The sequence below is a fragment of the Phycisphaerales bacterium genome (assembly GCA_040221175.1).
Classification (GTDB): Bacteria; Planctomycetota; Phycisphaerae; order Phycisphaerales; family UBA1924; genus JAHCJI01.
Genome location: JAVJVK010000019.1, coordinates 117,353 through 142,006 on the forward strand (window position 1 = coordinate 117,353; position 24,654 = coordinate 142,006).

Sequence of the window (24,654 nt, forward strand, 5' to 3'; positions counted from 1 at the left end):
ACGATGATGAGGCAAGGATCCATGGCCGTCCGGATGCTCTCCATCGCAACGATCGCGCTGGTGGCCGCCACCGTGGCGTTCGCCAGCGTACTGCGGCCGATGCCGCGTACCACCAGCAATGCTTCAACGGAAGGCTTCGCAATGACGACGATGCAGTCGACCACGAGCAACACAACGCCCCTGAAGGTCTTCGACGTGAATGGCAACCTCGTTGGACCGTTTTCGTTGCCTCGCGTCGAACTCACAGAGTCGCAATGGAAGGATCGGCTGAGCCCCGAGGCCTTCAAGATCCTCCGCAATGCTGGTACGGAGGCGCCCTTCTGCGGCACGCTCTTGGACAACAAGAAGGATGGCGTGTATGCCTGTGCCGGCTGCCAACTGCCGCTGTTCGCCAGCGACGCCAAGTTCACCAGCGGCACGGGATGGCCCAGCTTCTTCAAGCCGGTTGCGACCGAGAACATCAACATCAAGGAAGACACCAGCCACGGCATGATTCGTACCGAGATCCTGTGTGCCCGCTGCGATGGCCACCTGGGCCACGTGTTCAACGATGGGCCGGCGCCCACGGGCATGCGGTTCTGCGTGAACAGCGAGAGCTTGGAGTTTACCGAAGCCGATGATCTCCAGAGTCTTGGGGAAGTCGGTGTTGCCTACTTCGCCGGCGGATGTTTCTGGTGCGTGGAGGGCGTGTTCGAGCAGCTTCAGGGTGTCTACGACGTAACCAGCGGATACACGGGTGGCCATGAGAACCCCGAGGTCCTGCCGGTCACATATAAGCAGGTTACCACCGGCGCCACGGGCCATGCCGAGTCGGTCCGCATCGTGTACGACCCCGAGGTCATCTCGTACGAGGCCCTGCTCGAAGTCCACTTCGCCACACACGACCCGACCACCCTCAACCGCCAGGGGGGCGACGTCGGCACGCACTACCGCAGCGCAATCTTCTTTGCAAACGAGCAGGAGAAGAAAATCGCGCAGGCCTTCATCGACAATCTCGGGAAGAAGGGCGAGTTCAAGGATCCGATCGTCACCACGCTCGAGCCTCTGAACGGATTCCAGGTGGCCGAAGACTACCACCAGAACTACGCCGAGTTGAATCCTGATCAGCCCTATATCTGCAACGTGGCCCTGCCCAAGATCGAGAAGGTCAAGAGGAAGTTTCCCCAGAAGGTCCGCTAGCGGAAGGTCCGCGAGCCAGCGGCGTCCTGTCCGCGTTCTAAGAAGGCGAGGCCCGGCGCTCTTTTTGGCGCGCGACAGGCAGCCCGCTGCCGGCTACCCCGCGGCTGGTTCCCGGACGATCGATGGCCCGACGGGCCGTGTGTGGCCGGCCCGCGCACCAGTGTTGCCGTCGCCCGCACCAGTGTGGCCGCCACGCGCCCTAGTGCTGGCGGTCCGCGTACCTGTGCTGGCCGCTCGCGCACCGGGGCTGGCGTCGCGCGCACTGGTGCGGCTGGCTCCCGCATTGGTGTTGGTCGCTCCTGCACTGGTGCGCGTGGTTCGCGCACTGGTGTTGGCGGCTCCCGCACCGGTGCGCGCGCCACCCGCAGGCCTGCGATTCTCAACAACACCCCTGCGATTCTCAACCGCACCGCCTGCGATACGGACGATGTTTGGGCTCTTCCCCGCGTCCCGGTTCGCGAGCGATGCTAACCCGAGAAGTGACCGAACGGGATATGCGGACGCCGGTGCTCGGCGTCCTTCGGAGGCCGCGGCTACGTTGTTCTCGGGCGTCGATCGGCCTCCGGGCCGGCAGGGATCAGTGCCCGGCCCCTCGCATTACCGACCTCTGACGAACCCCGTGGTGACGCGGGGGGCCCCTGTCCCGGCGACGAGACGCCGGTAGCTGCTCGGCTTGAAGGAGCCGCTGGCGTGGGCCAGCGGACTGGGCGTCCCCGTGGCCTGTACGTCGACCCGGCCGTGATACTTGCCCCCTCGCTCCGCGATCCGGAGGTGGGGGGCACGCTGGCCGGGCACCTGGCGGGCTGGGCGGGACGGCGGCTGCGGGTGCCCGAGCGGTTCGAGCCGGATGGGGAGGCGGTGCGGTGGCATCGGGGGAGGGCTTTAGGGTGGCCAGCCTCATCGGCGAGAACTGCCCGAGCCCCCACTGAGGATTGATCAGGGATGCATGCTCGTAGACAGAAGCGATCATCGCACGCGTAGGGACCCTCCTTGGGCCGCGAGGTGGAGCGGTGCGAAGCGAGGTGCGCGTCCGCGCGGCCCGGGCGCAGATCCGTGCGCTCGGGGTCCACGTGACGCCCTCCCAGTCCCTTCTCCTTGTGGCACGCGGATTGCCAACACGGATCTGGGAACAACGGAGACGCCACCATGCACGACCTTGATCGCATCCAGGCAGAATTCGAAGACGACTCGCCATTCGATGGCGGCAACGCGTTTGACGATGGGTTCGAGGATGAATTCGAATCGGATGACTTCGACGACGAGCCACTCGCTGAAGAACGCGACGACGACTCGGACCTATATGACGAGGACCACGACCTCGAAATGTCGGATGAATTCGATCGTGGGTATGAAATGAATGGATTCGACACCGCTTCGGCGGACGACGACGACCTGCCGCTGGACGAAGACATGGAGATGGAGCTGGCCTCCGAGCTTCTCGCCGCCACGGATGACGATCAGCTCGAACGCACTATGCAACGGATCGTCCACGCGCGCACCCGTCGTCGTCGTCCGCCGCAGCCTTCCTTCGAAGAGGTTGACGACGAGTTCGATGACTTGGACCTGGACGACGGCGAAGACGACGAGCGTCGTCGCCGACGGCGCCGTCGTCGCCGTCGGCGAAATCGGCGCCGGGGCCTGCTTGGCAAGGCGCTCAAGGGCATCGCCAAGAAGGCCCTCCCCATCGTCGGAGGGGCGATCGGCTCGGCGGTCCCGATCATCGGCACGGCCGCGGGCGCGGGTATCGCAAGCCGAGCCGGAAAGGCCTTCGGGCTCGAACTGGAGGGCCTAAGCCCCGAGGACCAAGAGTTCGAACTGGCGAGGCGCATCGTTCGCCTGGGAGCCGAAGCCGCCGCGGAGGCCGATGCCATCGATGACGCGGTCGACGACGAAACCGCAGCCAAGGTCGGCATGATCCGTGCCGCGGGCAAGCACGCCCCGGGCGTTATGCCCAGGCCCGACGCAGCGGGCCGTCGTCCCGAGATGCGTCAACGCCCTCGACGTTCTCCCGGCGCGAGCGGGGGCGGTGGCGATGGACAGACCGGTCGCTGGGTGCGTCGCAACGGGCGCATCGTCCTTCTGGACCTCTAAGGAAGGGGCCGACGCGTGCCACTGTCTCCACCAGTCCGGGCCCATCTGCTGCAAGAGGCCGCGACGCTCCGCGAGCGCGTCCGCACCCTGATGCCCTTTGACTTGCACATGACTACGCTACCGGCCGCGAGCATCTCCGTGACGGCTCGCCATCTCATCGATGCGTTCATCGAGCGTGGCCGCCGCGATGTGCTCGAGCAGCTCGCCGCATTCACGGCCACCCTTCGACAGAACATGCTCGATGACGCCGAAGCGCAGCGTCGATTGACGATGATCCGCCTGCGAACGGGGACGATGCTCTCGCGATTCGATCTGTACGCGGACGTGTTGACCCAGCGAAGCGAGCACCGCGTGGGCATCTGGCTGGCCGGGCTCGAAGCGGCGGCCGAGGACGGCCTGGTCATTGAAGGTGTGTCCTCGCCACCGGTCGTGTGCTACCTCGATCGCGGCGGCGGCGCCGCGATCCGTCGGGCTCGCACGCGTCTGCCCGGGGGGGAAGTCAATCCGGTCGCCCTCGTGCGCATCCCCCGGGAACGCATGATCGGCAGCGGCGTCGCCTCCTCGCTCATCCACGAGGCCGGCCACCAGGGCATGGAACTCCTCGATCTCGTGCCGTCAATCCGGCCGGTGCTTGAGGGGTTCGAAGCGCACCGCCCACAGGTCTGGTCGCTGTGGAAGACCTGGATCAGCGAGATCCTGGCCGACTTCTGGTCCGTGGCTCGCCTCGGGCCGGCCGCCGTGCTCGGCGTCATGTCGGTCGTCAGTTTACCACGAGCCTTCGTCTTTCGGATCGGCGTCGACGACCCGCATCCGTTCCCCTACATCCGCGTCCGGCTCGGGTGCGCGATGGCGCGGGAGTTGTACCCGCACCAGCAATGGGACCAGCTCGACGCGATCTGGCGGCGCTTATACCCACTGGAAGGGCTCGATGCTCCGAGCCAGCGCATCATCGCCGGCCTCTCCGAGACCTTGCCCGCGCTTGCCAGGCTGATCTCCGAGCACCGCCCGCCCAGGCTCGGTGGACGCAGCCTCCGCCAGGTCCTGGCCTGCCCGTGCAAGGGCCCCGAACGGCTGCGAAGAACGGTGGTCGGGATGCGGAGCGGCAGCACGAAGCTCGACGACCAGTCGCCCTGCCGCGCGCTCGCGGTCCTCGGCCAGGCGAAGCTCGACAAGCGGCTCGCCGCCGCGAAGGAGACCCGCATCCTCGAGCGGCTGCTGACACACTGGGCGCTGACACGCACCCGCAACGAAGTGAACACCTGCGCCGCCCCCGCGGCGTAGATGGAAGGAGTCCGACCATGACGCAAGTGTTGCCCGACAAGACCAATGACCAGGCCCTTTGGGTTGCCATCCGCAATCGGAGCGAAGCGATCCAGTTCGACCGCTACGCGGCGTTCATCAAGGCCGTCTTTTGCGGTAACGAAGAGCAGACCGATCGTAGCGAACGGCCGACCAGTCCATGCGCAACCATCCAGGGACTAAACAAGGAGAAGGACGAACTCGAGAACATCGGGTACGGCACGAAGGCCTATCAGACGCTCAAGGCGGCCACCGAGGCCTTCCTGCTGTTCAACACCGGTGTCTACATCCACAAGGGAGACAAAGACAGCACATACCTCCCCCCTCCGCGCGACGATCAATTCACGAGGACCGAACTTTCCGAGGCAGACGAACCTTACATACCGAAGACGCCTTGCCCGAAGGAGGGCAAGTGCCAGGATGCGGGCAACATCGGTGGGGAAGCCGCGCTGTACAACCAGGAGCTCGAGGCAGGCCGCATGGCCAACCGCTCTGACACCAGCCTGGACGAACTGCGTGAGAAGTTAGACACCTACCTCACGAGCTCCCAGCTTCTCCTGCCATACCTCGATCGCATCACAAGGGCGCTTGACCTCTCCGTTGAGCCCGCGGGCAACGCCCTGTGCGCTGATCTGCTCACCAAAAGGGTAGAGTGCCCCCTCATGATCGAGCTGATCTGGAACTACTGGCACGAAGCCGGCGGCCAGATCCAGACCATGAAGGCCATCACGCGCCGCTTCCAGAACCGACGCGCCTGCGATGCGCGCGACCCGCTGGCCGACCTGGACATCGATCCCCTGCGGCCGCTCGGCAACATTCTCTGGGGCTACGTCCAGGACGAGAGCAACCAGCTCAGCGTGCTGCGACGCGTCTACGAGTACGACCACCACTACGGCATGTCGCTCCGTGGCAAGGCCATCCCCCGGATGTGCACGGCCGACAGCCGCTCGAAGTTCATCGCCGGCTTCCACAACCTGCTCCGCATGGCCCTGGCCTACTACAAGGCCGCCGAGGACACGCAGGTCATCCCCGACACCTTCCCGATGCTCAACAGCCTCAAGGAGGTCCACCTGCTGCTGGCCGAGGGCGCCGGCAACCAGTTTGGCGACCTGCCGCACCAGTCGCGCATCGAAATGCTCGTCGAACAGTGGATCCTCGGCCGAGAAGAGATGCGCGAGTTCCTGCGCGGCCGCGTGATGGTGCCCTACCCGGCGGCGTTCATGGGCCGCGTCGACACCATGCGCAAGCTCCAGGGCTGGGGCGACACGTCGTTCCGCTACTTCTACGAGCTGGCCACGTTCGGCGAGCGTCTGCTGCTCTCGATCCGATTCGGCGACTGGAGCGTCGTGTCCAACGCCGCGAGCGCCGCCAACTGGGCCAACTACTGGCGAGAGGAGATCCAGGCCTACGTCCACGCCTACCGCGTCGTCACGGGCGTGGACCTTTCGGACACCAAAGCGGACCCGGCGACGCTGCGGCGGATTGTGACGCCGCCGCAGGAGTTGATGGCAATGAATGGCGAAGGCGTACGAACGAGCGCGGCGGCACGGACATAACTGTACGGCATCACATAAAGGGAGGCTCACAATGACCTGTACTTGCCCCAGTCGGCAAAGCACCCCGGTTGACGATCCGGAGATGGCCATCGATTGGGATGGCGACACGATGGAGAAGTTTTTCTCATTCGTGAAGAAGCGAACCTCGCTTGATATCGAAGTTGACTCTATAAACACCGTCAACGAGGCCCTTGCTCTTTGCAGCGATGCTCGCAAGAGACGAGACTTGTTTCGGCGTTTGCCAAAGAGCAGCCTGTTGAGTCCAGGAGCATTCGCTCGTCGATTCCTGAAGCATATCGCTGTTGGTACGTACAAGACCCTGTCATACGACCAGAAGCTTGGATACCTGATTGGTGCAAGCTATGGAGCTATCGCCAAGGCAACATCTGCGTCAACTGATGCTTCGAACTATCCTCAGTCAACGAAGGGGTCTAGCGCTGCGCAACAGAGCTGGCGTACTGGCTTCCGTGACGCCTACAGGCAAGGGTCACGACTCCAACGTCGAATTGAACTTGGTTCTATGTCGCCGGAAACGGCCCTTCGGATCACGTTTGCCTTGCTGGCCGTAGATGAATTCTGCACCGATGGTGGCGTGGCGTGGATGTCCGCGGAACACCTCGCACGCGACCTTCGTTGGCCGTACTCAGCAACGAGCAATGAGGCGGCCGACGTGACCAGGATCCCATGGGATCTCCCGCAGGTCAACTCTGAGCGCGATGATCCAGCATCAGACTTTGTTCGAACCGGAAAGGAGGAGGCTGTTGTAGCGGCGGAGATTCGCAAAGGAAACCGCAACGAGAACACCCTAACAAACAGGATTTTTTTTGCACGCCATCCTGGCCGTCGAGGCAAGCTGCTCTCGCGTTCTGAACCACAGTACGCGGCTTTGAGTGCCGAGTGGCTCTCGATTCGCAATGACATTGTTCGCCCGGCCTTGATGAAGCAGAACCGCACGACGCGAGCGGGAATCCCCGACGACATCGTGACAGTCGAAGGCATACAGGTGCATCGGTCAATTGCGAGCAATGTGCAGCGAATGGTTCGAGACGCTCGACGGGACGGCGTTGAGCTTAGGGGGGGAGGCTATCGGTCGCCCGACTCCCAGATTGCGCTACGACGCAAGAATTGCGCGACCCGCCCAGGAGCGCCGACGGACTACGACATCTTTAAGAAGCCATCGTCGCAATGTACACCGCCAACTGCTCGTCCAGGGAGTTCCAATCACGAAAAGGGACTCGCCATCGACTTCGACTTCGGAAGCAATAGGAGTAGCTCCGGTTTTCGTTGGTTATCCAAGCACGCGAGCAAATATGGTCTCAAGAACTTTTCCAAGGAGCCATGGCACTGGTCTGTCGATGGCCGCTGATCATCTGGACCTCCGCATCTGCACCGCCCGCTCACTCACTCCCAGCACCTCGGCCGCTCGCCGAGAGTTCCCATCGGCGTCCTCGAGCGCGACGCGGAGGGCCAGCGCCTCCGCGTCGCGTCCGATCGCCTTCATGCCGTGTCCTTGCGCCAGGCCGCGACGGACCGTATCTTCGAACTGCTCGTCGGGCCAGTCCGCCCGGCGTGCATCCGACCGGTCCTCGGGCGGGATGTCACCGAGCGTGATCGGCCCGCCCCCCACGTGTCGGGTCATGACGCGGACCATGAGCTGGCGGAGCTCGCGAAGGTTGCCCGGGTACGCCCGCTGCACGAGCTGCCGCTCGACGGCCGGACAGAGCTCCACGGGCTCGGACCTGCCAGCGGCCATGGCGGCGAAGTGGCGTGCGAGGAGGGGGATGTCCTCGCTTCGCTCCCGCAGGCTCGGGAGGTGGACGTGCCACCCGATGGCCCGGTGGTAGAGGTCGAGCCTGAAGCGGCCCTCGCCCACGTCGTCGTCGAGGTTGCGATTGGTGGCGCACACCAGGCGGAAGTTGGCCCGCTTCCACTGGATGGCGCCCACGGGCTTGTAGGCCCCGTCCTCGAGGGCCCGGAGCATCTGGGCCTGGATCGACATCGGCAATTCACCGAACTCGTCGAGGAACAGCGTGCCGCCATCCGCGAGGGCAACCGCGCCCTCGCGCTCGGCGATGGCGCCGGTGTAGGCCCCGCGCACGTGCCCAAACAGCTCGCTCCCGGCCAACTCCGGCGACACGGTGCCGCAGTCGAGCACGACGAAGGGCCCGCGCTTGGGACGGCCGTCGAGCGCATGGATGAGTCTGGCGGCCAGTTCCTTGCCCGTGCCGCTCTCGCCGGTAATCAATACGTTGGCGTCGCTGAAGCGCGCGATCTCAACGATGCGTCGAAGGCACGATTTCCAGACCCGGCTAACGCCAAGGACCGATTCGCGGACGTGCCGCGACGCCATGAGGCTCGCGATCTCATGGATCCTCTTGGCACGCGCCGCAACGACGAAGGCGGCCTCGTCGAAACTCATTCCGTCGATGACATCGCTGGCGCCCGCGGCGAGCCAAGCCGAAACGCGTAGGGGAGAGAGCGATCGCTCGCAAACCACGACGCAGGGACCCGGTATGGCTTCAAAGGGCGTGCCGTTGGCACCAGGCGAATCGGCGATCAATACTCGGAGGCAGTCCGCATCACCGCCTGGAGGCGTAATCGCAATACCCCCAGCCTCGAGCAAATGCTCGAACCGTTCGACGAGTATCGGCGGCCCCTCGCACCGCACCCACACGCAGTCCATCGCGAGCCCCCTGGTGCAGCCTCCACCCGGCGGCCACAGTCCTCGCGATGAATTCTATGCGGCGAACCATGGGTCTGGTGCAGGCCGGCGCGCACATTGCGCGAAGCGACCTTTCATGTCGCAGCGTTTGGCAGGCAAAAGCTAGTGATCAGGCCGGGAATTGAGAAGTAGCGACAGAGTCTACAAGAGCTTGGCCGGTTCTGCAAGGCAAGGCCCGGCCCAAGCAGCGCACCCTCAGCCCCGCGGCGAACCGTCGTCCATCGGAAGCCTCGCCCGCAGCTCGGAGATCTGCCTGGACATCTCCTGCAGCCCCCGCTCCATCGAGGCGAGCTGCGCGTCCAGGCCGTCGCCCTCGCCCTGCGCGCGGAGCATTGCCCTGGCGTTCTCGGCCTGGGCCTCGGTCATCGAGTTGATCACCACGCCGATGAACAGGTTGAGCACGATCATCGTGCCGATGATCACGAAGCTGGCAAAGTACACCGTCGCGATGATGGGCATGGCCCTGGGCTCCGGCCCGGGCCCGGGGGCCCCCTCGATGCCGTAGCGGTCGCTGCCCATCGCCTGGATGTAGTACAGGTCGGTCCAGTCCTCGAGCGTCACCGTGCGCAGCAGGCTGAACATGCTGCGGTGCAGCGTGCCGAAGTGCATCGGGTCGTTGCCGGCGAACAGCACCGTGCCCATGACGGCGTACACATAGAACAGGATGAACAGCAGGATGGCCACATAGCTGATGCTGGGGATCGCGTGCAGCAGTGCCATCACCAGCACCCGCAGCCGGGGGACGGCGGTGAGCAGGCGCAGCACACGCAGCACGCGGGCGAGCCGGAGCACCGCCGCGTACGGCCCGCCCATCGGCAGCAGGCACACGGCAACGATCACAAAGTCGAAGACGTTCCAGCCGCTGAGAAAGAACCGCCAGGGCCGGGGCCAGTGGGCCCCGATGCGGATGGCCAGCTCGACCACGAAGATGCCGATGATGATCTTGTCCAGCCCCAGCAGCAGCGGGCCGATTCGCTCCATGATCAGCGGATAGGTCTCCAGCCCAACGTTGATCGCCGCGACCAGGATGACGCCGACGACGAACGCGTGGAACCACCCAGCGCCCGCGATCTGCCTCAGACGGTGCACTAGCGAGCCCGGCCGGGCTTCGCCCACGTACTGGTCGGTCGCTTCCATCGAGCTATGCGATCCTCGGATCGACCCAGCGATAGAGTACGTCGACCGCCAGATTGAACAAGACCAGCATCGTCGCGAACACCAGCACAACGCCGATGATCAGGAACAGGTCCTTGTTCTGCACGCCGTTGACGAAGTGCTGGCCCATTCCCGGCACGTTGAACACACGCTCGACGATAAACGAGCCGGTCATGGCCAGCGCAGCCGCTGGTCCCAGGTAGCTCAGTACGGGCAAAAACGCGTTCTTCAGCGCATGCCGCAGCAGGACGAGGTTCTCGCTGACGCCCTTCGCTCGGGCCGTACGGACATAATCGGTGCTCAGGGCGTCGATCATCCCCATCCGCGTCAGCCGGGCGATGTACGCCGCGAATGGCAGGCTGAGTGTTATGGCCGGCAGCAGCATGTCCAGCGGTCCGGCACTGGAGCCCACCTCGCCGATGCCAAGCCACACGGGGAAGATCAAGAGCAGTACCGTGCCAATGACGAAGCTCGGCAGGCTGATGCCGATGAGCGCCACGACCAGGGTGCCCAGATCAACCAGCGAGTTTGGCTTCACCGCCCCGGCGATGCCCGCGACCACGCCTACGCCCAGCGCGATCAGGATCGCGATCGCGCCCAGCGTGATCGATACGGGTAGGGAGTCGCGAACGATCTCGTTAACCGTCCAGTCCTCGTACTGCAGGCTCGGCCCGAAGTCGAACACGTACCGCCTGGGGGGGGCCTGCCCTTCGGCCGTCGCTCGCTCGCGTTCCCGCTCCAACTCGCCGCTGAGCGCATCACTGGCATACGCCACGCCCGTCGCGTTGGCCAGGTACGACCAGTAGAAGTTCGGGAAGCTGTCCAGGTTGTACTGCCGCTTCATCGCCTCGATGACTTCGGGCTTGGGCTGGCGGCCCTCTGGGTTCTCGAGCGGATTGCCCGGAATAGCCCACGCCAGCGCGAGCGTCAGCGTGTAGATCACCAGCACGATGATCGGAAGCTGCACGAGCCGTCGGATGATCAGTCCAAGCATGCGTTCAGTTCTCGTCCGAGGGCTTGGTCCGCAGCGCGAACAGGTCGTCCCGATCCAGGATGGCCGTCTCGACTCCACGTGGGTCGAGTGCGGTGGTCGGCGAAGCCGGTGGCAGCAGCGGCATCGTGCGCACCTCGTCGGTCCCCTTGCCGTCGCCCAGCACGTCGAACAGGTACACGTTCTGCTCGGTCCTGGGGTGAGGATTCAGCCCGCTGAGTTCATCCGGGTCGAAGAGGTACACGGTCATGTAGTGGAACAGTGGGACCATCGGCAGGTCCTCGTCCATCGTGATCCGTTCGGCCTCGCTCAGCATGGCCATCCGCTTCTCTGGATCGAGTTCCACGGCTGCCTCGTCCAGGAGCTGCTCGTACCGCGGGTTGTGGTACTTGCGATCGTTGTTGCCGTCGTCGAAGCGGTTGATGTCCAGGAACGTGGTCGGGTCGCCGTAATCGCCGTACCAGCCCGCCCGGCTGACCATGTACCGCTGCTTTTTGAGGTCATCGCGGAAGACCTTGATCTCCTTCTGGGCCAGCCGAACGCTCACGCCCAGGTGCTCCTGCCAGTTCTTCATCACCACCTGGGCGATGAGGTCGTGCCCGCCGTCCTTATTGAACAGGATCTCGATGGTGGGCAGGTCTCCGGGCGTGGCGTACCCCGCGTCACGCAAGAGCTGCCGGGCCTCTTCGATGATCGCCCGCTTCCGTTCTTCCGTCTGGGCATCGCTGATGCAGTCCAGTCCCGCCGGGCTCTCGTATCCGCCGATGGAGCCCTTGGGGATGATCGTCCGCGCGACCGGGTTGCCCAGTCGCTGCACGTCGTCCACGATGCTCTGCTTGTCGATGGTCATCGCGAACGCCCGCCGCACGCGGGCGTCGGAGAACGGGTTCTTCCGTCCGTCGGGCAGCGTGGGCAGGCAGTTGAAGTTGTACCAGTACGTGCCGAAGGCGGGCACGGCATGGATGTCCTTCCGCGGATCATCGGGCAACCGGCGATCGATCTCGAACATGTCGTAGCCCTGGGCCTTCAGCCGCTCGTATTCCTCGAAGTTCTCCCGGTAGAACGCCATCTTGTCGGCCAGCATGTCGGCCCGGTACGCTGGCGTCACGTCGCTGACCCAGTCGACCACGCCCGAGGTGTACGCCAGCACCGCTGCGTTGGGGTCGTTGATCGAGGGCGTACTGATCGTCTCCAGGTTCAGCGCGTCGCGATTCCAGTAGTGGGGGTTCTGCTCAAAGCGCATATCGCGCTTGAATCGCCAGCTCGTGAGCATGAAGGGCCCGTTACTGACCAGCTCGGGCGGCTTGGTCCAACCCGTCTTGGCCTGGATCAGCCCGGTCTGCATGTCCACGCTCTCGTACTGGCGCACCAGCGGCGGATACACCGGGTAGAACACCGCGAAGGCCAACAAATCGAGGAAGTACGGCGTGGGCAGCTTCAGCTTCACCCACAGCGTTCGGTCGTCCACGGCCCGCAGCGCCACCATCTCGTCGAACTTCGCCTGCGCCTCGGTCCACGCCGCATCGGCAGCCAGGCGACGCTCCTCGCCGGTTAGCGGGCTCTCGGCGAACGCGTCGAGTTGGTCCTGCCGCCAGTCGGCAAACGCCGTTGCCCCGTCGATGAGCTGGAACAGCTTGGTGTAGTCTGCCGCCGTGTCGGGCAGGATCGCCCGCCGCCAGCTATACACGAAGTCGCTCGCCTTGACCGGCTCGCCATTGCTCCAGCGCGCGTCCTCGCGGATGTGGAAGGTGTACTCGAGTCCGTCGTCGCTCAGTTCCCACCGATCGGCCGCCGCCGGGATGATGGCGTAGTCGTGCGTGAACACGTCGTTGGCGACGAGGCCTTCGAACAGGATCCTCGCCACGCGAAGGTCCTGCATCCAGCTCATCTTCTGAAGGTCCAGCGTGTTCACGTCGCCCCGGTTCACGAACGCGAAGTCGGCGCGAGGCATCGGGCGGTCGGTCACCAGCGTGGCGGCGACCACCAGCACCAGCAGGATCACGGGCGCGAGGATCTTCAGCATCGCAGACTGTACGACGCCAGAGCCGGCTCCGTTGGGCCGGATCCCTCGATCAGTTGTCGAGGTTGAAGCGGTCGCGGCTCAGGCCGAAGTCTCCGTCCAAGAGCCTGATCAGGTCGTTGGTGGCCCGCTGGTAGCCGCTTCCGCCATCCTGCGCGGCCCTGGCGAAGTTGGATGCAAGATCCAGGGCACGCAGGCGATCCTGCACGCCACGATCAAGCGCCAGCAGCGTCGGCATGGTTCCCGAGACCCGCAAGGCGGTTTCGACGGTCGTACGGACGCTCTCGGCCTGTGCCCCGCCGAGCGCACCGGATCGCTCGGCTCGGACATACCGGAAACCTAATGCTCCGGCCTGCCCCAGCATCTGCATGAGCGCGTTCCGCCAACTCTGGGAAACATTGCCACGACGTTGCGTGACCTGCGTACGGATGTCGCCCATGCCCCGGATCAAGGGACGAAGGCGATCACCCAGGTGCTCATCGATGGGGAGGCTGTTTAAACGTACACCCACGGCCGACGTGAGCGTTTCCGCGGACCGGGCGCCGAAGCCCGAAATGGCCTGGTCGGGAACCGACATGGCCTCGATCAACGACTTGACCGACGCGTCCAGCAGGCTTTGGTTATCCGCCGATTCCAGCACGTCCGCGAGTGCATCGACCGCGGCATTCCCAACCTGCGCCTGGAATGCCACCGGACCGATGCCCGCGACGCGGAAGGCATATCCCAGGCCCGAAACCGATGCAAAGCGGATGGCGACCTTCTCGCTCTCCAATTCCTGTGTCAGCGCACGAACGGAGCGATCGGTGCCGATCCAACCCGAAAGCAGGGCGGCGTTCACGCCTCGGAAGACGTCGTCGCCGTTCATAGCGGCCTGCAGTTGGTCGGCCAGGGCACGATCCATTGCCAGGCGGAAGCCCGCGGACGTCTCGGCCGAAAGCAATGGCGCCACCAGGCGGCGGCGGGCTTCCCGAGATTCCACGGGTGCATCGGCCGAAATCATCGACCAGTTGCCCGTGGCCCAATCGGCGATCGATTGCTCCTCTGATGGGCTGAGGCTCGACTTGGTGGTGAGGCCATCGGGCAGATCGCCCTGACCAAACGCCGCCACGCCGGGCATGACCGCCAGCACGACCGCCAAGATCCGCGGCAGGGTTCCTCGCAAGGGCTGGCTCCTTTACGCCAAACGCAATCCAGAAAGCGGGGCCAGCACGGCCCGGGCACAGATCGGCTCGAACAGCTGGCAGAGGCTGTCCGGTACGCCAACCCCGGGCCTCACGGTTCCAGGGGGCCCCAAACCTAGTCGAACTGGGGCGCGCCGTCAATACGATGGCAACCGAGCCGATCGCTTCGCACCCAATCAAAAACCTTCCGAACTTACCTAATACACCTCAAGGAACATCCGCCTGGTGGGCTTCACCTGACGGTGCACCATCTTTCGTGTCCATGAGTCAACATCGTCCGCGACCTCGGGGGCGATCGTCAGGTACCGATCCACCCATTCGGGCGGCAGAGACTTGGCGATGCCTTGAACGATGCCCAGATCCATGCCAAGAAGCCCGCAGACATAGACCAGCCCTCGCTCGCTGCACAGCAATTCACTCAGCGTACCGCGATCTCGCTCCAGGCGATCCTGGACGTAGCAGCCCGGCGAAGCGTCTCGATGGGCGTGCCGGCTCACGGTTGGCAGATACGTAAATCGCTCGTGCTTCTTCGCCAACTCCGCGAACATCTCGTCATACAGCAGGTCAGTCTCATACGGTGCGCCCATGACCAGGGCAATCCGGCTTTGCGGTGCAGACTTGATCAGGTCCAACACCATGCCCCTGAACGGCGCAATACCCGTTCCCGTGGCGAAGAACACGTAGTCGTGCTCATCGGGCCTGGCGGGCAAGACGAATCGCTTGCCGTTCGGGCCACTCAGCCGAAGTTCATCACCCGGCCTGAGGTCGCAAAGGTAGTTGCTGGTGACGCCGACATGAAGCCCGGGCCCCTCCGCATTCTCGTCGATCAATCGCTTCACGGTCGTGGCGATGACGCCTCCGGCACCATCCTCACCTTGGCTGGGCGATGCGATCGAATACAGCCTCAGCGCATGCGGGCGGCCCCGATCATCGGTGCCGGGCGCGTGCACGCCGAAACTCTGCCCCGGCACGAAGGAGCCGGCCAGGGCAGTCTGAGATACATCGACTTCGATGTGGCGGACGAAACCGGCCGCTCGTCGCCCGGCCGTGCAACGCTCGTTGCGCGTCACGATACCAACGGCCGGCTCCCGGGGGCCAGCCACGTGCATCTTCACCGGAGCGAGTTCTGGGCCTGGGTCGGCGTCGGTCACGTTTGCTGCTGTTTCAACGGTTGCCATGGACCACAATCATAGGGTGAATGGCGTCGTTCGCACGGCTTTTGGCCCATGGAGCCACCGAATTAGACGGGTCGCTCAGCCTTGGTCATCCGTGCCGGATTGCTCATCTTCGGCTGCACCGCCGTCTTGGTCCACCGGTTCGGCTTCGCCGCTTCCGCCGCCAAGCCGGGCGATCGCAGCCTCGATGTCGTCGGCGGCCTTCTGGAGGGCGTCACGCGTCGAACCCTGGGCCCGTACGCGGCGCAACCCACTCACCGCCGACTCGTACGCGGAGATCGCGTCGTCCCGCAGCGTGTCGGCTCGCTGGGACAACTCGCCCGCCAGGCCGCTCAGACGCCGTGCCTGTTCGCCGTCGCCCCGCTGGGCCAGCCCCGAGAACACGCTGGCGGTCTGTTCCAAGCTGGCAGCCCGACGGGCCAGCAGATCACCCAACGAACGGGAGGCGCCCGCGGCAACCAGGGTGCCATCGACGACCTCGGCACTGGCTCGACGGCCGGAAGAGGCGGCCTTCTCGAGGGCCTGACGCGCGCTCTCCAGAGCGGACTGGGCCTCGTCCTGATGGAGGGCCGAGACCTCGCTGGCCAGAGCAACGAGTTCGGCTGCGAATTCCTGGGCCATCTCGCGAGCTTCGCGAGCCTCCATCGTGGACCGCTGGGCCTGTGCCGTCACGGCCTCACGGGCCTCGCTCAGGATCGCCAGGCGGGCGTTGATCGCATCGATCCGCACGTTGAGGGCTTCGATCTGCGGTCCGAGCACCGATCGCCGAGCATCGAGGTTGCTTGCCTGAACCTCCAAGCCGTCGGCCCGTCGGCCAACCTCTCGGGCTTCGATCGAGGTCTGAGCGGCTGCGATCGGCTCTTCACGCATCGCCCGATCGCGCAAGGCGCTCTCCTGGCCGCGGATCGTCGAGACCTGGCTCTCCAAGTCTGAGATCTGCGCATCCAGCGAGCGGACCTGCTCGGTCAGGCGCTGCTCCTCGGCCTGGGCATCGGCCAACTGCTGCTGCAACTGGGAGGCTTGCTGATCAATGGCGGTTCGCTCTGCGGAGGGGTCGTACGAGCCCAGGGCCTCAGCGGTCTGCTGGGCCGAAACGCGCGCGGTCTCCAGCGAGGTCATCCGCGTGAGCTTCATCCCAATCTGGTGCTCGAGTTCCGCCAGACGGGTCATTTCGGGGCGGGCGTTGCCGACCGCGATCTCTGCAGTCAGGATTGCGGCGATCGCCTTCTGGGCGTCGCTGCCGTCCCGGCTCGCGAGGTCCAACTTGCCAGAGGCAGTGCGGTACTTCGCCGTGGCAAATTCGTCGTTCGTCGGAGGAACCGAGCCCGGCGAGATCGTGCGGATCTGGATGGCGGCATCGGAGAGCGCGGTGGCGCTGGGGTCCTCCTGCTCGCAGCCACTCAGCAGCGTTGTGCCGGCGAGGCCTGCCAGGGCCAGAAAAGCTGCAATTCGGCTTCCGCCGGAACGATCTGCCACGCGACCTGCCATTCAAACGCCTCCAATTCCTGCTCGTGGGATTCCCACAATGTACGAGCGACATGCCCGGTGAGCCCGTCCGCCGTCTGTTCGCCCGGCAGACCCGGACGGTTCTGGGCGGGCAGTCTAGGGCGGGCCCTCATTCGTCGCCGCCGCAGGAGGCCCACCCGTGGGCTCGGGGTTCCCTGCGGCCTCGGCCGGCGCGGGAGGATATTCAATGGGATATTCGGGACGGGGCTGGTACAGCGATCGGATCCAGGCAGTCGTCGCTCGCCACCGTGCATCTTCGGGCCGCGAGAACACCTCACGCCATGCGTCGCCGTTGCCCTCATCGATGGGGACCTCGGGGTGCGGGTACCGGGAGCCCTCTCGCCGCAACCCGAGATGCAGCAGCGGGCTGTCGTCGGGTTCCTCCAGGTTTAACAACGGCGTTCCATCGGCCAGCGTGGACCGGGTCAGGATGAGGAAGTTGGTGTAGGCCTGCGCCTCGCCGCGTGCATTGCGATACGCCAGTCGCAACGACCCGGCTTCGACCCCGCCGTGGCACTGCGATGTCGCACATCCTGCCACCAGCCAGGCGGTCACGTCCCGCCTGAAGCGTTTCACCGTGTCCGGGTCATCCAGCACCCGGACCTTGTCGTAGTACTCCCGGGCCTTGAGCTCGAACATCAATCGCAGCACGTCGATCGGATCGCCGGCGATCATCGCCTGGCGGCCTTCGGGCGTCTGGGGCACCCTCGGGTCGTCGCGATAGGCCAGGAGGAAGTCCTGGATGTCGCGCGGCGAGATGCGCACCCGCGGCGGGTCGAGCAGATCCAGTTCGTAGACCCGGATGAGGTTCACCTGGTCGCGCGAAAGCAGCGGTAGGGGCTTGTCGCTCTCGCGTGGTTCACGAGGCACCCCCTGGCCTCGCTGGTCGAACAACTCGGCCATGCCGCGCATCCGGCGCAAGAGTGCGTCGACCCTGGGGTCGCGCGGACGATTGACCGCGAGCTTTGCCGCCTCGTAGTGCGCCACGTGGTACAACTCTTCGCCAGCCAGCCACTGGATGAGCTGCTCGATGTGACCAACGTCGCTATCTTCGATCTCGCTGCGCCACTCCTGGTACCGGGTTGCCAGATCTGGCAGCCGCACCAGTCGCTCGATGCGAGCCTGCCCGAACGTGGTGCTGATGCCGGCGATCTTCAGTGTGACGTCTTCGGCGGTCTCGGAAACGAGTTCGCCATCGACGAACTCGCCAGTACGAAAGATCAGCCTGACCGGAGAGCGCAGTCCCTCGGCGCCCGCCAGTTGCTCCCTGGCCTTCTGTCGCAGCGATTCAAGATCTGTCCCCTCCTGCAAACCCGCTGGCGACAGCGATTGCCGCAATACGCCGGGCAAGGGCATGCCGACGAAGGCCGGATATCCGGCGGCCAGCACGAGGGTCAGGCTCAGCGCCAGGCTCCGCTTAGTGCGACATGAGCGAGCGGGCTTGTGGGTGGGTGCGTAGGTCAAGAGTCCTCACCGAAGCTTGATCGATGCCAGCGCCAGTACCAGCAGCAACACCCCAATGATCCACAGTCGGACAACCACCTTGGGCTCGGCCAGCCCGCTCAGGTGCAGGTGGTGGTGGAAGGGCGCACACAGGAAGATCCGTTTGCCCTGACCCGAGCGCTTCGTCCACTTGAAATACCCGACTTGCAGCACGACGGATGCAATCTCGAGCAGAAACACCCCGCACATCAGCAGAACGACCGCTTCCTGCCGGGTGACAATCGCGACATACCCGAACAGGCCGCCAATCGCAAGAGAACCGGTGTCACCCATGAACACCTGTGCTGGATATCCATTCCACCATAGGAACCCAAGGCACGCTCCGAGCAAAGCCCCGGCGAGCACGCCCAGTTCCTGCGCCCCCGGCACGTAGGGCACGAGCAACTCCTGGGCCGTCGCTTGCCATCCCGCGATCATCGCCAGCACCACGATGCCAGCGGCTGCAATGGCGCTCAGCCCACCGGCCAGCCCATCCATGCCGTCGGTCATGTTCGTGGCATTGCTCAGGCCGGCAATCATCAATGTGCCCAGCACCACGAACACGCCCATGGGCAGGAAGAGCACGCCGGGGTTCACCTGTCCGCTGCCAGGAAGGGTCGTTCGCTGGAACGGCAGATTGAGCACGTGGGCAAAGTCCTGCCCCGACCCGTGCCGGTAGACGAAGTACGTGATGAGCGCACCCACGCCGAGCTGGAACAGCAGCTTCTCCCAGCTGTGCAGTCCCTGCCGTCCGCCCTCGCGACGCGACGCGAGCATTTTCAGAACGTCGTCGGCGGCGCCCACGGCCGTCAGACTCACCATCAGGAGTAAGCCCGCGTTGACGTAGAAGTTGCTGAGGTCTCCCAGGAGGATCGTGGACAGAACCACAGCCGCGCTCGTCAGCACACCGCCCATCGTGGGCGTGTTCTTCTTGGAGGCCGCCCCCCGTCGCAGCGCTTCAGCGTCGGTCAGGCCCGAGTCTCCGATCTTGAACTTCACGAGCTGGGCGATCGTGGGCTTGCCGAAGATCAGCACGAGCGCGAAAGAAAGCACCGCGGCTGCAAGGGCCCGAAACTGCTCCTGATAGAAGATTCGGAGCACCGCCATCATCCACTCGGGCAGGGCGCCGTCCAGCAGATTGGTCAACCAGTACAGCACGCCCTAGGCCACCGCTGCCTGTTGCATCGCTTCGAGCAGCGACTCGAGCTTCATGCCCCGAGAAGCCTTCAGCAGCAGGACGGACCCGGGCCGTGCTAGCTGCCCGGCAGCACATGCAGCCTCTGCAACAGTCGCGAACCAGGCCCCCGTGCCTGCGGCTTCGAACGCAGCCCGTGCCGATGGACCCACGAAGATGCACGTGTCGGCGCACGCGGCAGCCAACGCACCGATCTCGCGATGCCAGGCGAGCGAATCCGTGCCGAGTTCGAGCATGTCTCCGATGATCGCGACCTTGTGGCTGTCCTTGCCTACTCCTGCGAGCGTGTGCAGTGCCGCGGCCATGGAATCCGGGTTTGCGTTGTAACAGTCGACCAGCACGGACGCTCCGCCGATCTCGCGAACAGCCAGCCGCATCTCGGCGGGCTCGAACGCATCCAGCCCTGCGGCAATGGATGCGTCCGGGACCCCCAGGCCCCGTGCCACCGCAATGACTGCCGACGCATTGGATGCGTTGTGGAGCCCGACCACCGGCACCGACCACGTGCTTCCGTCAGCGAGTTCCAGGTGCGTTCGGCCTTCAGTGTGCCAGGCGCGCGTGATCCCGAAGGTTGTTCGACAGGGTGCGTGGAGCCAGGAAAGCTCATCGGGTACGAAGGCCTCGGCGTGCGACGCCATCGCGGCAAGTGCATCGGAGAATTCGCGCTGTACCGCCTCCATGCCACCCAGTTCGCCGACGTGCGCCCGTCCCACGCTGGTCACCACTGCCATGTCGGGCTTGGCCAGCCCCGTGTATCGGGCCAACGCACCGGGCTCGCCTTCTCCTAACTCACACACCAGGGCTTCGGCCTCCGACGAGCAATTCAGCAGCGTCAGGGGCAGACCCAGCGCATTGTTGAACGATCGGGCCGACGCGTGTGCGTGCATGGATTGGTTCAGGACGGAAGCCATCATCCGAACGGTGGTGGTCTTGCCATTGCTGCCCATGACGGCGATCACGCGGGCCGTCAGCCTTGCACGATACCACTCGGCCAGATTCCATAGTGCAGTCCTGGTGCTGCTGACCAGCAGCACCGCCAAGCCTTCGGGCGGGGTGACCTCCCGCTCGACGATCGCTACGCCCGCACCCGCGTCGGTAGCCCGATCCAGGAATGCATGACCGTCGACGCGGGCGCCCGACATCGCGAAGAACGCCTGACCAGCAGCCAACGTGCGTGTGTCGATGCTCGCTCCGCGCAACGTACCAACGCCTGACGATAGCCAGCGGCCACCCAGCACTTCGGGGAGCACCTCGGTCGGGATCATCGGGCGCCTCCGATGGCGCCGGACCGTGCAAGCAATGCCGCCCGGGCCACCAGACGATCATCGAAGTCTCGCTTGTGGGTCTCTCCGGAAGCGGCTCGGACGATCTGGTAGTCTTCGTGGCCCTTGCCGGCGATGACGATCACGTCTTCTGGGTCGGCCTGGGCGATGACGGCGTGAATCGCTGATTCTCGATCGGGGTCGCTGGCGTGCCAGACGCCGGTCGTGATGCCAGCAACCACTTCTCGAACGATGGCCGCCGGTTCCTCGGTTCGCGGGTTGTCGCTCGTCACGAACACACGATCGGCCAGGCGTGCAGCCACCGCGCCCATCCGTGGTCGCTTGGTGCGGTCTCGATCACCGCCGCAGCCAAACACGACCCATAGCTTGCCATCGCCCTTTCGACCGGCCACCGCCAGTAGGGCCTTCTCCAACGCGTCGTCGGTGTGGGCATAGTCAACCAGCACCCGCGGCCCGGACACGCCGTCGATCGTCACCGGTTCGAGCCGCCCCGGTGGTGGACGGAGCGCTGGCAAGGCGCGCTCGATCGCCTCGGGGGACAGGCCAAGAGCGTGGGCCGCCGCAACGGCCTGGAGCGCGTTCATCGCGTTGTGGTCGCCCACGAGCGAGAGGGAGGCGGTCATCTCGCCCCAAGGACCGATCAACTCAACGCGGCTCTCAAGTCCTTCGGCCGAGACTCGAACCGTCGCATCTGCCTCGCTGCCGAGCGAGCAACGCAGGACTCGAGCCCCACAGTCGCGCACCATGCGTTCGCTGGCATCGTCGTCGGCGTTCACGATGGCAAGGCCTTCGTGCGGTAGTCCCGCAAACAGCAGGGCCTTCGCATCCGCATAAGCGTCCATCGAGCCGTGATAGTCCAGATGGTCACCGCTCAAATTCGTGAATATGCCCACGCGGAAGGCAAGGCCCGCCACGCGGTGCTGGTGGAGCGCGTGGCTGGACGCTTCCATGACCGCGAAATCGCATCCGTGGCCGATCATCCGAGCGAGTGATCCGCTGAGATCCTCGGCGGCAGGCGTGGTGAGGCTCGCAGGCTTGGACCCGGCCCCTTCATCGATCTCGATCGTGCCGATGAGCCCGCACTTGCGGCCCCCAAGGACAAGCAACTGACGCAGCAGCCACGCCACGGTGGTCTTGCCGTTCGTGCCCGTTACCCCGACAAGCCCCAGACGCCGCGATGGCGTGCCGTGCCATCGCTCTGCAAGGATGGCTCCCACCCGTGCCGGCTGCTGGCAAACCAGCGAGACCGGCGCCCCGACGCGATCGCCAGCGAGGACTGCGGCGGCGCCACGCTCGATGGCCTGCGTGATGAAGGCCTGCCCGTCGTGCTTCTTGCCCGGCCGGGCCGCGAACAACCAGCCCCCTTCGATCCGCCGACTGTCCTCCGAGACGCCACGAATCCGAACATCGGCCGAGCCATGAACGGTGACGGGGAGATCGTGGATGAGATCGCTCAGCAGCATGGAATTCTCGACGGTACGGCTGCTAGTGCATCGGTAAAGACCGGCCAAGACGCGGAGATTTCACGCGGGCGGATCACGGCAGCACCAGCATGGCGTCGCCGTACGAGTAGAACCGGTACCGGGCTGCGATGGCCGCGGCATACACCGCTTGCAACTGCTCCAGTCCGCCCGGCAGCAGGGCGGCCACCATGGCCATGAGCGTGGAACGGGGCAGGTGGAAGTTGGTGATCAAGCCGTTGACCAATTGCCATTCGAATCCCGGCGTAATGAGCAGATCGGTCTCGATCCACTCGCCCGCGATCGCGGCACTTGCTTCGAGGGTTCGAGCCGCCGTTGTCCCTACGGCAATCACGCGGCTTCCCTTTTGACGAGCCGCCCGGAGATCGCTGATCACGTCGGCTGAGGCGAAGCATAACTCGCGATGCATTGGATGGTCTTCGACGATCTCGGTTTCGACCTCCCGGAACGTTCCCGCACCTACATGCAGGGTTACGTCCCGGCGGACCACACCGAGCTTGGATAGGGCTTGCAGCACTGAGGGCGTGAAGTGCAGCCCAGCGGTGGGGGCTGCGACCGAACCGGACGAGGCGGGGTCGGCGTAGACGGTCTGGTAGCGGTCGACGTCCTCTCCCCATTCATCGGCCTGGCCGCCCTCACGTCGTGCGCTGCGTATGTATGGCGGCAGCGGAACGTGCCCAACATCGGCCAGCACGGCCATGCTTGCTGCCTTGAATTGATCGGGGTCGTCCCGGTCGCTCCCCGCGAGCGCGACGACCCACGCCCCGGGGATCTCGCCAGAGCGTTCGATCAGTTCGATGGCGTGGGGCGATGGGCTGCCATCGCGTCCATGCAGCGTGATCCGCGCCCCGGCCCTGAAACGCCTTGCCTTGACCATGCACAGCCACTGCCCGATCTCCGGTCCGAACGCCAGGAACAGGCCCTCGACCTTGCCGCCCGTGTCGTCCCGCCGACCGACGAGCCTGGCGGGTATGACCCGGCTCGTGTTCACCACCACTCGGTCTCCCCGATCGAGAAACGCAGGCAGGTCCCGGAACGTCGCGTGTTCCGGCTCGGCCTGACCACGCACCACGAGCAGCCGGGCGCTGTCCCGCGGCTCGGCCGGCGTGGTCGCGATCAGTTCGCGTGGCAGGTGGTATTCGAGGTCTCGAGTTCGCAGCATGTCGCCCTCACGCAACGCCGTGATGTTGCGAGGCGGCATCATTGCATCGGCTTCGCGCCCTGACGCCCCGGCCTGACAGCATTGCAATGGCGACAGGGACGATATTATCGGGCCTTTAGCCAGTAGTGGGCTGGCATGCCGGTTTCAAGGTGTTCAGCGTGTCAGGCGTGGTCCATAGCACGAGCGGCTTCGATGCGGCGGCTTCTCAGCCGCTCCGATTCGGCGAGTTTCTTGCCCGAATCAACCGCGCTGAACAGATCGAGCGGGCGGCCGGGCGACGCAGCGTCGTGGCCACCGAAGGGGAGGGTTGCCGCCACGGATGCAGCGCCCCGGCCGCCTCGCAGGCCGATAGGCCGACGCTCGGCGAGGTCCGTCCGATCCCCGCGGCCTACGACCTTCCTATCCGCGCGACGCCACAGATCACGATCCAGCAGTTGCTGCCGATCGGCTCGATCATCGACGTGACGATCTGACTCGTCAGAGAACTGAAGCCTTTCAGGCTTGCCCGGCTAAACTGGGCCGGTGGTTGTCTTCCCGCCCGAAATTCGCCCATTGCCAACCTCGAAACGGGGGTCAGGTTGCGCCAGGCCCGCGGTCTTCTTCGACCGCGACGACACGCTTATCGAAAACCGGACGCTGCCCGCCGAAGCCATGGCCGGCAAGGCCGGCGACCTGGCCGATCCAGCGTGGGTTCGCCCGCTGCCCGGCGCCAGAGAGGCGTGCCAATGCGCTGTGCGGTTGGGCTACGCCGTGATCATTGTCACGAATCAGGGCGTCGCTGCCCGCGGCGGAGCCACGCTCGAGCAGGTGGAAGCGACGTGCCGACGCACCATCGAATTGCTCGGACCGGGCATCGAGGCGTGCCTGGCCTGCCCGTTCCATCCGCAGGGAATCGGGCCAATGAGTTTGCGGCGGGAGCATGCCTGGCGGAAGCCCCAGCCGGGAATGCTGTTGGCTGCTGCGGACCTGTTTGGCCTTGATCTGAAGCGCTCGTGGATGGTGGGCGATGCACCCCGAGACGTGCAGGCGGGCGTTGCGGCGGGGCTGCCTCCGGAGCGTTGCCTCAAAGTAGGGGTGAAGTTCGGACTTGGTCAGGCGATGGAAGTGATTTCGCAACGCACGGCGGGAGCACATGGATAACCAATTGTTCCACGGGGACCGGCGACTGTTGATCGT

The 24,654-nt window shown here is 65.1% G+C and carries 19 protein-coding genes; 7 read left to right on the plus strand and 12 right to left on the minus strand.

The genetic code is table 11. The annotated features are described in order from the left end of the window. Positions 1–6: 6 nt before the first annotated feature. The 5 genes from RIE32_12775 to RIE32_12795 all read left to right on the plus strand — a co-directional run bounded on the left by RIE32_12775 (position 7) and on the right by RIE32_12795 (position 7,491). On the plus strand, positions 7–1,179 hold the full coding sequence (locus RIE32_12775) for a bifunctional methionine sulfoxide reductase B/A protein (GenBank protein ID MEQ9097125.1): 1,173 nt from the start codon (positions 7–9) through the stop codon (positions 1,177–1,179). Positions 1,180–2,325: 1,146 nt separating this feature from the next. Continuing rightward, positions 2,326–3,270, plus strand: coding sequence for a hypothetical protein (locus RIE32_12780; protein ID MEQ9097126.1), 945 nt, complete (start codon positions 2,326–2,328; stop codon positions 3,268–3,270). Positions 3,271–3,378: 108 nt separating this feature from the next. Continuing rightward, positions 3,379–4,551: a hypothetical protein gene (locus RIE32_12785; GenBank protein ID MEQ9097127.1), complete on the plus strand. Its 1,173-nt coding sequence runs from the start codon at positions 3,379–3,381 to the stop codon at positions 4,549–4,551. A 17-nt stretch (positions 4,552–4,568) separates the two neighbouring features. After that, positions 4,569–6,125 (plus strand): hypothetical protein, encoded by a 1,557-nt coding sequence (locus RIE32_12790; GenBank protein MEQ9097128.1) that lies wholly within the window; start codon positions 4,569–4,571, stop codon positions 6,123–6,125. 82 nt (positions 6,126–6,207) lie between these two features. After that, positions 6,208–7,491 (plus strand): M15 family metallopeptidase, encoded by a 1,284-nt coding sequence (locus RIE32_12795; protein MEQ9097129.1) that lies wholly within the window; start codon positions 6,208–6,210, stop codon positions 7,489–7,491. On the opposite strand, the gene RIE32_12800 is transcribed toward RIE32_12795, so the two are convergent. The 12 genes from RIE32_12800 to queA all read right to left on the minus strand — a co-directional run bounded on the left by RIE32_12800 (position 7,492) and on the right by queA (position 23,520). Then, entirely contained in the window at positions 7,492–8,544 is a 1,053-nt protein-coding gene (locus RIE32_12800; protein ID MEQ9097130.1) for a sigma 54-interacting transcriptional regulator, read from the minus strand. 498 nt (positions 8,545–9,042) lie between these two features. Continuing rightward, a complete protein-coding gene (locus RIE32_12805) occupies positions 9,043–9,984 on the minus strand; it encodes an ion transporter (GenBank protein MEQ9097131.1) in 942 nt (313 codons plus the stop codon). A gap of 4 nt (positions 9,985–9,988) precedes the next feature. Continuing rightward, positions 9,989–10,996: an ABC transporter permease gene (locus RIE32_12810; GenBank protein MEQ9097132.1), complete on the minus strand. Its 1,008-nt coding sequence runs from the start codon at positions 10,994–10,996 to the stop codon at positions 9,989–9,991. Between the two features lie 4 nt (positions 10,997–11,000). Further along, positions 11,001–13,016 carry a peptide ABC transporter substrate-binding protein gene (locus RIE32_12815; protein ID MEQ9097133.1) on the minus strand — a complete coding sequence of 672 codons (2,016 nt, stop codon included), beginning with the start codon at positions 13,014–13,016 and terminating at the stop codon, positions 11,001–11,003. Positions 13,017–13,065: 49 nt separating this feature from the next. Then, positions 13,066–14,175, minus strand: a complete 1,110-nt coding sequence (locus RIE32_12820) for a hypothetical protein (GenBank protein MEQ9097134.1) — start codon at positions 14,173–14,175, stop codon at positions 13,066–13,068. 216 nt (positions 14,176–14,391) lie between these two features. Then, complete coding sequence (locus RIE32_12825) at positions 14,392–15,372, minus strand: hypothetical protein (GenBank protein ID MEQ9097135.1); 981 nt, start codon at positions 15,370–15,372, stop codon at positions 14,392–14,394. Positions 15,373–15,447: 75 nt separating this feature from the next. Beyond that, positions 15,448–16,857, minus strand: a complete 1,410-nt coding sequence (locus RIE32_12830; GenBank protein ID MEQ9097136.1) for a hypothetical protein — start codon at positions 16,855–16,857, stop codon at positions 15,448–15,450. A gap of 114 nt (positions 16,858–16,971) precedes the next feature. Beyond that, complete coding sequence (locus tag RIE32_12835; GenBank protein ID MEQ9097137.1) at positions 16,972–18,339, minus strand: hypothetical protein; 1,368 nt, start codon at positions 18,337–18,339, stop codon at positions 16,972–16,974. Positions 18,340–18,345: 6 nt separating this feature from the next. Continuing rightward, a complete protein-coding gene (mraY, locus tag RIE32_12840) occupies positions 18,346–19,515 on the minus strand; it encodes a phospho-N-acetylmuramoyl-pentapeptide-transferase (protein ID MEQ9097138.1) in 1,170 nt (389 codons plus the stop codon). Between the two features lie 3 nt (positions 19,516–19,518). After that, complete coding sequence (gene murF, locus RIE32_12845) at positions 19,519–20,817, minus strand: UDP-N-acetylmuramoyl-tripeptide--D-alanyl-D-alanine ligase (GenBank protein ID MEQ9097139.1); 1,299 nt, start codon at positions 20,815–20,817, stop codon at positions 19,519–19,521. Beyond that, positions 20,814–22,298, minus strand: coding sequence for a UDP-N-acetylmuramoyl-L-alanyl-D-glutamate--2,6-diaminopimelate ligase (locus RIE32_12850; GenBank protein MEQ9097140.1), 1,485 nt, complete (start codon positions 22,296–22,298; stop codon positions 20,814–20,816). The genes murF and RIE32_12850 overlap by 4 nt, the downstream gene beginning before the upstream one ends. 73 nt (positions 22,299–22,371) lie before the next feature. Beyond that, positions 22,372–23,520 (minus strand): tRNA preQ1(34) S-adenosylmethionine ribosyltransferase-isomerase QueA, encoded by a 1,149-nt coding sequence (gene queA / locus RIE32_12855; GenBank protein ID MEQ9097141.1) that lies wholly within the window; start codon positions 23,518–23,520, stop codon positions 22,372–22,374. 125 nt (positions 23,521–23,645) lie between these two features. On the opposite strand from queA, the gene RIE32_12860 reads away from it, so the two are divergent. Together RIE32_12860 and RIE32_12865 are read left to right on the plus strand one after the other, a co-directional pair. After that, a complete protein-coding gene (locus tag RIE32_12860) occupies positions 23,646–23,951 on the plus strand; it encodes a hypothetical protein (GenBank protein ID MEQ9097142.1) in 306 nt (101 codons plus the stop codon). A gap of 79 nt (positions 23,952–24,030) precedes the next feature. Then, complete coding sequence (locus RIE32_12865; GenBank protein ID MEQ9097143.1) at positions 24,031–24,618, plus strand: HAD-IIIA family hydrolase; 588 nt, start codon at positions 24,031–24,033, stop codon at positions 24,616–24,618. Positions 24,619–24,654: the final 36 nt, after the last annotated feature.